The organism is Bacillus sp. JNUCC-21 (assembly GCF_041222765.1).
GTDB lineage: Bacteria > Bacillota > Bacilli > Bacillales > Bacillaceae > Bacillus > Bacillus velezensis.
Genome location: NZ_CP166019.1, coordinates 2,381,882 through 2,394,916 on the forward strand (window position 1 = coordinate 2,381,882; position 13,035 = coordinate 2,394,916).

The following is a 13,035-nucleotide window of genomic DNA, read 5'->3' on the forward strand; positions in this document are numbered from 1 at the left end:
TCACCCTTCCCCCCTAGGCTTTGCTTTTCCAAGATACAAAAAGCCGTCCTTTACTTTTTGCTCATAACGGTCAAGAGGCGCGAGCGGCGGCGTGCCCGGAACGTTCGTGCCGTCTTTTTCATACAGCCCGTAATGGCAGGGACAAAAGAACTTGTTCGGATTTTTAGGATCATTGTTCCAGTTTACGGTGCAGCCCAAATGCTTACAGATCGGAGAAAGCGCTATAATTTCATCCCCATGCTTGTAAACCCAGGCTGACCTGGATTCTTCCGATTCGTACCAGGCGTCGACTTGATGAATTTTAAAGTCAAACCGCTTCGGCTCCTTCGTCAGCTCATCCACACTGACAACCTGCACCATTTTTTGATCTCCCGTCGGTTTTAATACCGGGTCCAGCGCAAAACGGACCATGGGCATAAGCGCACTGGCGGCCATAAATCCCCCCACGCCGGTGAGCGCATAGTTTAAAAATTGTCTTCTTGATATATCTTGTTTTCCGCCCATCTCTTCCCCCCCTAAAGATTGACCAAAAATTAACTAAAATAGAAAATAATTCTGAGATTTGACACCCTCATAATATATGAATCTTTCAGCAAGGTCAACAGAGGCAAAACGGGTGTTTTGCGGGATGCCTGGTGTTTTTAAGAATTGTTCCACTTCTGTAACAAAACGTTCAAAATTTCTCCGCACTTGTCATCCGCTATTTTTCTCTTTAAAGAGTCTTTCATATGTTCAAACGGAACGGCAGGTATGTATATGACATCAGACCCTATTTCAGAATCCTTCCATTTTTCGTCTGCCGTCAGGAACAAGACGTGCCGAAAGTTGGTCATCACTTCGTCTTTGAGTTTTTGAAGCAGGGCGATTTGTGATTGGTCTATATCAACATATGTATAAGAGGGGAATAAATATACCCGTCCCTTCAATTGGCGCTCAAGCTCTTCAGAAAGCAATTGGGTGCTTTCCCCCTGTTCAACGGCCTCTTTTAAGCCTCCTGAAGATTTTATGGAAATTAACGGAATGACAGCGGTATCAATGTAATCCGCAGATTGTAAATAGGCATCGGCATCAGCGGCCCTCCATCTCATGTCTCGTTCCTCCTCTTTACGCAACAAGCCTTGCATATTCTGCAAGGCTGTCATTTATGTGAGCTGATTCAATTGGCGGGAAAGCTTTTCAAATGTTTCTTTGTCGTGGCGGTCCAGCGCCTCGTCGATATCTTTAAGCAGCTTTTCCCGCTGGAAAGTGGAAATGGCATGTTCTAATATTTTTTCGGCCATCCCCTGATCCTGTTTATTTTCAAACAGGTCTTTCGGCAGATGCGGATTTGATTCAAGAACAGCGGCATATTCCGGTGAGCTGTAGGCCGAACGGAAATTCAGCTGGATAAATAAATCCTGCTGTTTATTTAACCGGATGTCGTGAAAAGATTTTTCAGCGTCCGTAGTCATGACATTTTCTTTGTAAAACCTAAACGGCACCTCATCAACGCAATGAGTAGACATGATAATGCCTCTCGGGCAAAATTCGGCTTGTTCTACAAAATGGACTTTTTCCATTAATGAATCATGACTCATTAAATAATTTAAAATCCAGACGCACTCCCGGCGTTTAAGCTGATAATGATTTAAAAACCAACGGATAAAATCCTTTTTTTCATTGACAGAAACAGGGGTCTGCATGTAATTCCCTCCTCTATCGATCGTATAATCTGACATCACTTATACATTCAGCAAGCATGGTCCAAAATCCTGCTTATCTTAAAAATTCATCCTCTATCCGTAAGATTGTTTCTTCAAGCTCTTCGTTTGTTCCATCCATTGAAAGCACTTGTTTTAAAAGCGGCAGCGCTTCTTTCTGGAGACCCTCTTCCAATAAGAAGTGAGCGTATTCATATAAGAAATCCCGATCATCCTGATAATGGAGATACGCAGCTTCGAAGCTTTTTTTCGCTTCAGCGTATTGCTCAAGGCCTGTATAAGCACCCGCCAAATACCAATTGTATTTCGGATCTTCTTCTCCGTAGCCGCGGACTTCCTGAATCAGATCAATAATCTCTTCAAAGCTTTCTTCTTTATGATAGACGGCTAAAAGCGTATGGAGCGCTTCCACGTAACCCGGATCGAGCGCCAGCGCTTCCTGAAGAAGCTTTTTGCCTTCCTCTTCGCTGCCGAGCTTTAACGCCATTTTCGCCGCATAGAGAAAAAGCTCTTTATTGTATTCATCGTAAGTAATACCTTCTTTAGCGGTTTTTAATGCATCTTCATACATGCCTTCTGCCTCGTAGCTTTTTGCAAGCGGCATATAAAGCGATGAATAGGAAGGATCAAGCCCTTTTAAATCAGACAGCTGCTTGATGGCTGTTTTGACCATTCCCGCCTGATAGGCTGTGAACCCGTACCCGAAAATCGTATTCGGTTCTGTATGTTCTGCCGCCGCTTTTTCATACCATGAAATCGCTTCCTCAAATTCACCCGCCGCGCTCAATGACTCAGCCAGCCTCTGATGAACATTTACGCCGCCGATTTCGTGCCGTTCTTTTGCCGTCTCTTCATAGTAAGGAACGGCTTTTGCGTATGATCCCTGAGTGAAGTATAATTCCCCCAGAGCGAAATCAATAACAGGTTCATCTTGTAACATCGCTTTCGCCTGTAACAGCTTTTGCTCACTTACTTCAAATAAGCCCTGCATCTGATACAGATCAGCCATTAAAAGAAGGCTTTCCGCGTAAGACGGGTCTTCCGGAGAAATCGTCTCCAGCACCTCTAGAGCTTTTTCTTCTTCATCAATATCTATTAACAATTCGGCGTAAAAATTCGTCAGCTCAGACTCATCCGGATAAAGGTCATGCAGATCACTGATCAGCGCTAACGCTTTTTCGGCGTTTCCCCATTCATAGTAGAGCTGGGCTGCAATGGCTTTGTCTTCGTCATGAAGCTGCGTTTCAGCTTTTGAAAGCGCTTTGAGTCCCTTTTCGGTTTCACCTGCTTCAACTAATTTTATGGCTTCTTGGATCAATGTATTCAAATCAGACCGGTCCTTTCTTTTCCTATACCTCATCAACCAATGAAAAGGGTTTTTATTCGGGTTATTCTTATCATAATTCAGACAGGGCCTGCCCGCAAATAAGATGCTTCACCCGGCATTATAGTTTATCAGAAAATGCTTAAGAGGAAAACGGCAAAAAAGGGGACGGCATCTTTATACGCAAACAGCGCAATTTGTTCCGGCTGTTTCTGTAACGAAAACGCATTCCCCCTTTCTGTTATTTTCTGTTTAAGACAAGCTATGTCAAAGCCCAAAGTTTTATGACACATGAAGAAAAAAGCCCGAAGAATCGTCTTCAGGCTTTTTTGGCTAATTGATCTAAATGCTCAAAAAATGTCGGATATGAGACATGGATCGCCTCAGTATCACGAATGTCAATCGGCTCTTCTGTCAGGCATGAAGCGACACTGAGCATCATGCCGATGCGGTGGTCGCCGTGGCTTGACACATCGGCTCCGCCCGCAAGCGTTTTTTTGCCGTGTATTTTCATGCCGTCTTCAGTCGGTTCAATGTCTGCGCCGATTTTCCGGAGCTCTGATACGACGGTGTCGATCCGGTTCGTTTCCTTCACCTTCAGCTCCGCAGCGTCTTTAATGACAGTTGTGCCTTCAGCCTGCGTTGCCAAAAGGGCGATAATCGGGATCTCGTCAATTAAACGGGGAATGATTTCTCCGCCGATTTCTGCCGATTTCAGAGCTGAGGTTTCAATAACCAGGTCTCCGTAAGGCTCTGCGCTGTCCGCTTCTGAAGGAATCACTTCAAGTGAAGCTCCCATTTGCTTTAAGACATCAATCATTCCCGTGCGTGTCGGGTTCAAGCCGACGTTTTTCAGCACAATCCGGCTTCCGGGAACGACAGCGCCTGCCGCGAGGAAAAAGGCTGCTGAAGAAATATCGCCGGGCACGAAAATATCAGCCCCCCGAAGCTTCTGGCCGCCCGTTACGGAGGCGCTCGTCTCCGTTTCCGCAAGCTCGGCGCCAAAAGCGTTCAGCATCCGTTCCGTATGGTCTCTTGATTTATGAGGCTCAGTGACGGTCGTCGTTCCTTCAGCCTGCAATCCGGCAAGCAGCACGGCGGATTTGATCTGCGCGCTTGCAACAGGGGAGACGTAATCAATGCCTTTCAATTGTCCGCCTCTTACGGATAAAGGCGTAAATCCTCCGTCCGCTCTTCCGTCAATCGCGGCTCCCATCTGTTTTAATGGCTCCGTCACCCTCTTCATCGGGCGCTTTGCAATACTTTCGTCGCCCGCTACCGTACTGTGAAATGGGCGTCCGGCTAAAATGCCGAGCATCAGGCGGATGGTCGTGCCGGAATTTCCGACATCAAGAAGGCTGTCGGGCTCACAAAGTGCGTCAATGCCCTTCCCGTATATCGTTACATCACTTCCGTTTTGTTCAATGGAGACACCCATTTTTCTGAAGCAGGCAATGGTGCTCAGACAATCGGCTCCGGGCAAAAAGTTTTTTACCGTTGTGGTTCCTTCCGCAAGCGCTCCGAACATAACAGAACGGTGGGAGATGGATTTATCCCCCGGAATATGAATTTCACCGTTTAAAGACGTCACTTTTTCTCTTTTCAATGTTTTCCACCTCAGTCAGCGTAAAATGTGTCATATTTGGCGCGGGATTGAATGCAGGTTTCCGCACGCTTCCGGTCATCATCAGTCTGGAAACTGATTCTGAGAATTCCGTTAATATCTTCTCTTGTTTCGATAATGCGGATGTTGGTGATACTGATTTTTTCTTCTGCCAATATCGCCGTAATTTCCGAAATGACCCCCGGATGATCGGGAACATCGACATAAAGGTCATAAAAGGACGGGATCGCTCCTTTTTGACGGAGCGGCAGACCGTCGCGATAATCTTTCGCTTTTTTAAAATATCCGAACAGGCTGTCCGCATCTTCATTTTCTACATAAGACTCGATCGTGTCAATCTCCCGTTTCCATTCTTTGAAGCGGTCAAGCAGTTTATCTTTGTTATGAAGAAGTATGTCCCTCCACATCGCCGGGCTGCTTGAGGCGATCCTGGTGATGTCCCGAAAACCGCCGGCTGCGAAACGTTTCAAAAACGGATAATCTTCTTCAGCATGATGAGCCTGATGTACGAGGCTTGCAGCAACGATATGAGGGAAATGGCTGATGACGCTCGTTACGCCGTCATGCTCCTCGGGGGTCATCTCCACAAAGTGGGCGTTTGCCGCTTTCAAAAGTTCCTTCAGATGCGTTACTGACTCTTTAGAAGTTGATTTTCCGGGTGTTAAAATATAAAACGCATTTTCGAATAAAAATTCTTTCGCGGCAGCGGCTCCGGATTTATGAGATCCCGCCATCGGATGGCCGCCGACAAATTGATAGTGAGCCGGAAGCACTTTGTCGGCGTAGCTGACGACTTTCTGTTTCGTGCTGCCCACATCCGTAATCAGGAGTTCATGGGTGATGTCTGATGCGGCCAGCACATCGAGCATTTTCAGCGTTTGGGCGACAGGCGTGGCGATAATGACAACAGACGCTTGCTGCGCCCCTTCCGTAAATGAGCCGGCCCGCTCGTCAATAATTCCGAGCTTCAGCGCGGCAGTGAGCTGTTCTTCCGAAATATCCACACCGATAATCCGTTTATGCGGATGCTCCTTTTTGATGGCCAATGCGATCGATCCGCCAATCAGCCCGATCCCCGCAAGCAATATAGTATCCTTCATTTCACTCATTTCCTTTTTCAACTATTTTAATAGAGCAAAGAGGTGATGCCTGATCACCTCTTATAATATTTCAGCTAAAATTGTGAGAATTTCCTCATTCTGCTCTTTCGTACCGACCGTAATCCTTAACGCTGTCGGAAATCCGAGCGCCTGTCCTGAGCGGACGATATATCCTTTTTCCAACAGGGCTTGGAACAGTTCATCCGCCGGGCGGTTAAAATCAATGAGCACAAAGTTGGTTTGTGAAGGATAACAAGTTAATCCGTGAGTTTCTGCAAAATCATAATACTGCTTAAGGCCTGCTTGATTTTTCTCGACGCATTCCTGAATAAATGTCTGGTCATCAAGCGCTGCCAGTGCCGAAGCCTGACCGATTCTGCTCGTATTGAACGGCTCTCTCGCCGGTTCAATCTGGCGGATCAGTGCTTCGTCCGCAATGCCGTATCCGACGCGCAGCGCGGCAAGTCCGTACGCTTTAGAGAAGGTGCGGAGGATCATAACATTCGGATATTGCTTTAAAAGCGGAATGCTTTCTGGGTAATCTTCCGCCGTAACATACTCGTAGTACGCTTCATCAAGTACAACGAGTATATGCTCGGGAACTCTGTTTAAAAAGGCAATTAGCTCTTGCTCAGAAGTATATGTCCCCGTCGGATTATTGGGGTTGCATACCCATATGATTTTCGTCCCGCCGTCAATTGCTTCCAGCATCCGGTCCAAATCATGAGCGCCGTCACTGCGGAGCGGAACCTCGCGCACCTCAGCGCCTTCAATCACCGCATTGTGTCTGTATTGCGGGAAAGTCGGGGCGGCGGTAATCGTGTTTGCCTGATCATTTAATAAAGAACGGCAGATAATCTGCACAAGCTCATCAGAGCCGTTGCCAAAAATGATCGAAGATTCACTGACCTGCAGATGCTCACTGAGCCGTGTTCTCAAAGCGGCACTGTAACCGTCGGGATACAGCGCAAGCTGCTCAATCTCCTGATGCAGCGCATCTTTAGCGGCCTGTGAACAGCCGAACGGATTTTCGTTAGAAGCGAGTTTTACTACTTTCTCAAGCCCGTATTCCATTTTCACTTCTTCTATTGGTTTGCCCGGCTGATACGGTTTCAGCTGCCGCAGCTGTTCTTTAATCTGCAAATCCAGTCACCTCATTTTACACTGTACAGTCGTCCGAACGTCTTTGCGTATTCTTCAAATTCAAGAAGCGCATCAGCTCTTGTTCCGGGATTCACAAGCTTTGTTTTAAGCTCTTCAACTTTTTTGACAAGCGCGCTGCCGACAACGACACCGTCAGATATTTCATTCATCCCGTCAACCTGTTTGCGGTTTGAAATGCCAAAACCGACCGCCACCGGAACAGAGCTGAATTCTTTCACCTTACGTATGAAAGAGTATACAGACGGATCGAATTCGCTGCGTACGCCCGTCACTCCTAAAGAGGATACACAATACACAAAGCCGCAGGCCTGTTCAGTAATTATTTTCAAACGGTCTTCACTTGTCGGCGCAACCAGAGAGATATAAGCGATGTTCGCCTTTTTGCATGTCATTTGCAAAAGGGCGCTTTCCTCTAATGGAAGGTCGGGTACAAGCAGACCGTCTATGTCGTTTTCCCGCAGTAAAGCGAAAAAGTATTCTTTTTCTAATTGTAACACAGGATTATAATACGTAAAGAGGATAATTGGAATATGAACGCCGTTTTTTTTCATTTTGCCGCCAAGTTCAATTGCTTTTACGATATTCATTCCGTTTTCCAGAGCCCGTTTTGAAGCCCGTTGTATGACGGGTCCGTCCGCAAGCGGATCTGTGTAAGGAACGCCGATTTCAAGGGCAGAGGCGCCTGCATTCTGCAATGATATTGCCAGCTCAACAGAAATGTCAGGAAGCGGATCGCCAGCCGTAATAAAAGGGATAAATAATTTTTCAGAATCTCGCAGATTAAACATGTGTCCCCACCCCGTTTTCCAAAACATTCATCAGCGTATGAACATCTTTATCTCCTCTTCCCGACAAACTGACGAGAATGATTTTGTCTTTATCCATGTCTTTTGCCATTTCAAACGCTTTTGCCAGAGCGTGGGCAGATTCAATAGCCGGAAGAATACCTTCTGTTTCAGAAAGCAGACGTAACGCGGCAATCGCTTCATCGTCTGTCACGCTTTCGTACGTTACACGGCCGCTTTTATGCAGATAAGCGTGCTCAGGGCCGATCCCCGGGTAATCAAGGCCTGCTGAAATGGAATACGGTTCGATAATCTGCCCGTATTCATCTTGTATTAAATAGGTCATTGAACCGTGAATCACCCCGAGCGTCCCTTTTGCGATCGTTGCCGCATGCAGCGGCGTATCAATTCCTTTTCCGGCAGCCTCGGCGCCGATCAGCTCAATATCTTCGTCTAAAAAGGCCTGAAATATGCCCATCGCATTGCTTCCGCCGCCGACACATGCAACAACCTTGTCCGGGAGCGTTCCTTCAACCCGGCGGAGCTGTTCTTTCGCTTCCTCGCCGATGATTTTCTGAAATTCGCGAACGATATACGGATACGGGTGCGGCCCCACTACAGAACCGATAAGGTAGAAATGATCTTCACAATGCTGGACCCAATACCTGATCGCCTCATTCGTCGCATCTTTCAGCGTGCCGTTGCCGCTTGTGACCGGCACCACTTCCGCGCCGAGCAGTTTCATCCGGAATACGTTCAACGACTGGCGTGCAACGTCTTCTTCACCCATAAAAACTGTACACTTAAAACCGAATTTTGCGGCGGCTGTCGCGGCAGCCACACCGTGCTGTCCCGCACCGGTTTCGGCGATGATTTTCGTTTTGCCCATCTTTTTGGCAAGCAGAATCTGGCCTAACGCATTGTTAATTTTATGAGAGCCGGTATGGTTTAAATCTTCTCTTTTCAGATAGATTTTCGCCCCTCCCAAATAATCTGACACCCTGTCTGCGAACGTTAATGCGGTCGGTCTTCCGGAGTAATCAAACAATAGCTTTTTATATTCGGCATGAAAAACGGGATCATTCTTTAATTCTTTGAAAGCCGTTTCGATTTCCTCAAGGGGCCGCATCAATGTTTCAGGGACAAATTTGCCGCCGAATTCGCCGTATCTTCCGATTTCATTTGGATATGGATACATAGTGGTTCATCCTTTCTTCTAAAAGCCGGATCAGTGTTTGATCCTTTTGTCCGTTTTTTTCAATTCCGCTGGCAAGATCTATACCGCACGGACGCGATTTCAGTAAGCCGGTAATCGTTTCAGGATTAACGCCGCCCGCGATAAAACAGCGCTTGTTTGCATTTTGAGCCTGCTTTCGGTACAAGGGGACACGAGCCCATGAAAACGCGATTCCCGTGCCGCCTCTCATTCCTTTTACTGAAGAATCAATGACATATCCGTCGACAGCAGGTGCAAATTGAGCCATCTGACGAAGCGTCCCTTCCCCGTGATGGAGCGCTTTCCATATCTCCGAGCGCACAAGCGGACGGAGACGGAGGGCATCCTCAGGCGATTCATCACCGTGAAGCTGGATGGCGTCAAGTGCCAGATCAGAGGCGATTTGCGCGATGTTTTCTATCGTTTCATTTACAAATACTCCGACATGTTTCTTGTCTGTCCGGATCTGCTCTTTCCATTTCCGGACCTCATCCGGCGTTACTCTCCGTTTGCTTGCGGCAAAAACAAATCCCAGATAATCCGCTCCTGAAGCTGCCGCAAGTTCGTAATCACGCTTCGATCGTATCCCGCAGTACTTTACCTCAGGCTTTTTCATATCGTCACTCCCCGAACAGTCCGCGGATCGCCTTTTGCTGCGAATCCTCTCTCATTAAGGATTCTCCGACCAATACAGCCTGCGCCCCGTGCTTGTTGACGAATTGCAGGTCAGCCAAAGAACCGATGCCGCTTTCGCTGACCAGCAGGCAGCCGTCCGGTACAAGCTGCGCTATTTTTTCCGTTTGCGAAACAGAAGTACGGAACGTTTTTAAGTCCCGGTTGTTTATGCCGAGAATGTCCGGCTGAAACACTTGTAAAATCCGTTCAAGCACAGTTTCATCATGGACTTCAACGAGAACGTCCATGCCCTTCTCGCGGGCTTCCAGATAAAGCTCATGAAGCTCTGAAGGTTCCAGCGCTTCCCCGATCAGCAAAATGGCATCGGCGCCGATCCTGAACGATTCCTCCACCTGAAGGGAATCAATAATAAAATCTTTTCTCAGCACGGGAAGAGACACGGTTTGTTTAACATCTGTCAGAAATTGATTTCTCCCCTGAAAAAAACGGGTATCCGTGAGAACTGAAAGGGCGTCGGCTTTAGCCGCTTCATAATCCGCCGCAATCGTTTCCGGAACAAAATGCTCTTTAATCAATCCTTTAGACGGCGAAGCTTTTTTCACTTCGGCAATCAGCCCGATAAAACGGTTCGGGTTCTGGAGCGCTTTTTTAAAGGATCTCCGTTCAATTTGACAGGTTTCCGGCAGCACGATGGATTTGATTTCTTCTTTTTTCTGCTGAATGATTTGATCAAGCATACATTTCTTCCTCTTTCTGTTTCAGACGTTCGAGCTGCCTTTTGGCATCTCCGTTTTGAATCGCTTCTAAGGCGGTTTTCGTTCCTTCTTTCAGATCGTTTGCAAGACCTGCCGTATAAATGGCCGCGCCCGCATTTAAGGCGGTAATATGCAGAGCGGATGACGGAGCTTTATTTGCAAAAATATTCTGAATGAGGAGCGCGCTTTCTTCCGATGAACTCACTTGAATATCCTTTAGTGAACCTTCTGTAAAACCGAATTGTTCAGGTGAAACGGAATATTCCAGACGTTCACCGTTTTTCAGTTCAATGATATCGGTCGGTGCTGAGAGGGACAATTCATCTAATCCGTCACGGGCCGACACAAGCATGACGTGTCTGACATCAAATTGTTCCAGAGCGCTTGCCATCAGGCGCGCTTTATCAAATGAATAGACGCCGATCACCTGCCGCTTCACCTGCAGCGGGTTGCTGAGCGGGCCCAGCAGATTAAATACGGTTCGGAAGCCAAGCTCTTTTCTTGCGGCGGCGACGTGCTTCATTGACGAATGAAACAGCGGCGCAAACAAAAACCCCATTTGTTTCATTTCAATGCTGCGTTTAACGCTTTCTGGAGTGGCTTGAATGGGAACCCCCAGTTTTTCCAGCACATCCGCGCTGCCGCTTTTAGACGAAACGGAGCGATTTCCGTGCTTGGCAACTTTAGCTCCGGCAGCAGAAGCTGTAATCGCCGCTGCCGTGGATATGTTAAACGTAGAAATCCCGTCTCCGCCTGTTCCGCACGTATCAACGACATCCGCCAAGCCACCTGATGTCTGTGCCCGCGCCCGCATCACTTTTACAAATCCGGCAAGCTCCTCCGCCGTTTCACCTCGGTGGGCTAATACCGATAAAATCCCGCCGATCTCAGACTGCGACATGTCCCCGTTCATCATCATCTCCATCAGCTTTTCGGCTTCTCCGGTTTTCAGCGTACGGCCATTAACGCACGATTGCAGAAATTTGTTCATCCGTCTTCTCCTCCCCGCCAGAAAAGATGTCTTCTGCGATTTGAATCGTTTTTAAAAGCGCCCCCGCTTTGTTACAGCTTTCTTCATATTCGGCTTCCGGGACGGAATCGGCGACTATTCCCGCGCCCGCCTGCACCGACGCCGTACCGTTTTTGACACTCATGGTGCGGATGGTAATACACGAATCAATCGACCCGTCAAATCCGATATAAGCGATACATCCGCCGTAGGTTTCTCTGGAAGTCGGTTCTAATTCATTTAAAAGCTGCATCGCGCGGATTTTCGGAGCGCCCGTGAGTGTTCCTGCCGGGAATGCGGACATCAGCGCGTCAACGGGATGGACGCCCTGTTTTAAACGGCCGGTTACAACAGAGATGATGTGCATCACATGTGAAAAAGAAACGACCTTTGTGAATTCCGGAACGGCTACGGAACCGTACTCCGCAACTCTGCCGATGTCATTGCGCGCAAGATCGACGAGCATGTAATGTTCAGCTTTTTCTTTTTCGTCATTCATCAGCTCTTTTTTCAGGCGTTCATCCTCTTCTTTTCCGGCGCCCCTTCTTCTCGTTCCGGCAATCGGATGAATTTCCAGGTGCCTGTCATGCACGCGGATCAGACGTTCAGGCGAACTCCCGACAATGTCTCTGTCAGGCAGTTTGATATAGTACATATAAGGTGAAGGATTGACGATGCGGAGCACCCTGTACAGCTCAAATGAATGTTTGGATACCGGAATGTCAAACTTTTGCGAAAGCACCCCTTGAAAAATGTCTCCCGCTTTTATATATTCTTTCAGTTTATTGACGCCGGCCATAAACTCTTCTTTCGTATAATTGGATGTCACAGCGGCAAAACTTGGCGTGTCAAACGTTTCTTTAGAAAAAAACGGCTCTTTCATATCTTTCGATTCTGTCAAAATACCGATAAGCTTACGAAGCTCCGCGCAATTTTCTTTAAAAACGGCCCGCTTTTCTTCCTCCGTCTCCCGGCCGTTAAGCGCCGCATATTGAATGAAATGCACTTGTTTCGTTTCGTGGTCGTACGCGATGATTTTCCGGCAGACAAACAGCATACATTTTTCGAAATCTGTTACTTTCGCGTGGCTTGGCACGGAAGGCTCAATCAAAGGAATCATGTCATAGCTCAGATAACCGACCGCCCCTCCCGAAAATGGGATATCAAGCTCGGGTGTTTTAATGCGGAAGCTCTCATTCATCCAGTCAAGCACGGCTTTTAATTCTCCGGCTTCAAACAGCGTATGCCCATTTGGATCAGCGGCAGTGAATGTGTTATGACTCTCTTTAATGGTGATAAAAGGATCAAGGCCGATAAAAGAGTATCTCGACCAGCTTGACGACTCATCCTTGCTTTCTAAAAGATACGTAATGTTTCTGTCCAGTTTTTCAACCATCTGAATGGGTGTGATCGTGTCGACCGTAAAAGTCTCTGCGATTGGAATGGTGCGGTGTGTCAGACTGTCCTTTAAAAATAAAGAAACATCCGATTGTAAATTCATGATTCTCCTCCTTACGGTAAGGAGAATGAGATGAAGAGTGAGAGGAGTCTTGCGTATAAGAAATAAACCCAAAAGAAAGGCTTCTTTTGGGCAGAATAAAAACGTGTTTATCTCAGCTCAGCTAAACTCATTCTCTGCTACCCTATTCTAAACTCAACTGTTCAATGTCTTACTTACCAGCTCTATACACACTCTTGTGTATTTCTAAGCTTTGTTTATCG

At 47.2% G+C, this 13,035-nt stretch carries 13 protein-coding genes; all 13 read right to left on the reverse strand.

The annotated features are described in order from the left end of the window. The 13 genes from JNUCC21_RS11960 to trpE all read right to left on the reverse strand — a co-directional run bounded on the left by JNUCC21_RS11960 (position 1) and on the right by trpE (position 12,814). On the reverse strand, positions 1–504 hold the full coding sequence (locus JNUCC21_RS11960) for a ubiquinol-cytochrome c reductase iron-sulfur subunit (protein WP_003153484.1): 504 nt from the start codon (positions 502–504) through the stop codon (positions 1–3). Between the two features lie 137 nt (positions 505–641). Then, complete coding sequence (locus tag JNUCC21_RS11965) at positions 642–1,088, reverse strand: YpiF family protein (protein ID WP_216061703.1); 447 nt, start codon at positions 1,086–1,088, stop codon at positions 642–644. 54 nt (positions 1,089–1,142) lie between these two features. After that, positions 1,143–1,682: a ReoY family proteolytic degradation factor gene (locus tag JNUCC21_RS11970; RefSeq protein WP_003153482.1), complete on the reverse strand. Its 540-nt coding sequence runs from the start codon at positions 1,680–1,682 to the stop codon at positions 1,143–1,145. Between the two features lie 73 nt (positions 1,683–1,755). Then, positions 1,756–3,027, reverse strand: a complete 1,272-nt coding sequence (locus JNUCC21_RS11975) for a tetratricopeptide repeat protein (protein ID WP_085342147.1) — start codon at positions 3,025–3,027, stop codon at positions 1,756–1,758. Positions 3,028–3,343: 316 nt separating this feature from the next. After that, positions 3,344–4,630, reverse strand: coding sequence for a 3-phosphoshikimate 1-carboxyvinyltransferase (gene aroA, locus JNUCC21_RS11980; RefSeq protein ID WP_369878182.1), 1,287 nt, complete (start codon positions 4,628–4,630; stop codon positions 3,344–3,346). An 11-nt stretch (positions 4,631–4,641) separates the two neighbouring features. Beyond that, positions 4,642–5,757 carry a prephenate dehydrogenase gene (locus tag JNUCC21_RS11985; RefSeq protein ID WP_025284926.1) on the reverse strand — a complete coding sequence of 372 codons (1,116 nt, stop codon included), beginning with the start codon at positions 5,755–5,757 and terminating at the stop codon, positions 4,642–4,644. Positions 5,758–5,808: 51 nt separating this feature from the next. Beyond that, complete coding sequence (hisC, locus tag JNUCC21_RS11990; RefSeq protein ID WP_369878183.1) at positions 5,809–6,891, reverse strand: histidinol-phosphate transaminase; 1,083 nt, start codon at positions 6,889–6,891, stop codon at positions 5,809–5,811. An 11-nt stretch (positions 6,892–6,902) separates the two neighbouring features. Next, on the reverse strand, positions 6,903–7,700 hold the full coding sequence (gene trpA / locus JNUCC21_RS11995) for a tryptophan synthase subunit alpha (RefSeq protein WP_025284927.1): 798 nt from the start codon (positions 7,698–7,700) through the stop codon (positions 6,903–6,905). Beyond that, positions 7,693–8,895 carry a tryptophan synthase subunit beta gene (gene trpB, locus JNUCC21_RS12000; protein ID WP_025284928.1) on the reverse strand — a complete coding sequence of 401 codons (1,203 nt, stop codon included), beginning with the start codon at positions 8,893–8,895 and terminating at the stop codon, positions 7,693–7,695. The genes trpA and trpB overlap by 8 nt, the downstream gene beginning before the upstream one ends. Beyond that, complete coding sequence (locus tag JNUCC21_RS12005; RefSeq protein ID WP_283886753.1) at positions 8,876–9,529, reverse strand: phosphoribosylanthranilate isomerase; 654 nt, start codon at positions 9,527–9,529, stop codon at positions 8,876–8,878. Before JNUCC21_RS12005 ends, trpB begins: the two co-directional genes overlap by 20 nt. 4 nt (positions 9,530–9,533) lie before the next feature. After that, positions 9,534–10,286 (reverse strand): indole-3-glycerol phosphate synthase TrpC, encoded by a 753-nt coding sequence (trpC, locus tag JNUCC21_RS12010; RefSeq protein ID WP_012117859.1) that lies wholly within the window; start codon positions 10,284–10,286, stop codon positions 9,534–9,536. Continuing rightward, on the reverse strand, positions 10,279–11,295 hold the full coding sequence (gene trpD / locus JNUCC21_RS12015) for an anthranilate phosphoribosyltransferase (protein WP_069007644.1): 1,017 nt from the start codon (positions 11,293–11,295) through the stop codon (positions 10,279–10,281). Before trpD ends, trpC begins: the two co-directional genes overlap by 8 nt. Further along, positions 11,267–12,814, reverse strand: coding sequence for an anthranilate synthase component I (trpE, locus tag JNUCC21_RS12020; protein WP_025284930.1), 1,548 nt, complete (start codon positions 12,812–12,814; stop codon positions 11,267–11,269). The genes trpD and trpE overlap by 29 nt, the downstream gene beginning before the upstream one ends. Positions 12,815–13,035: the final 221 nt, after the last annotated feature.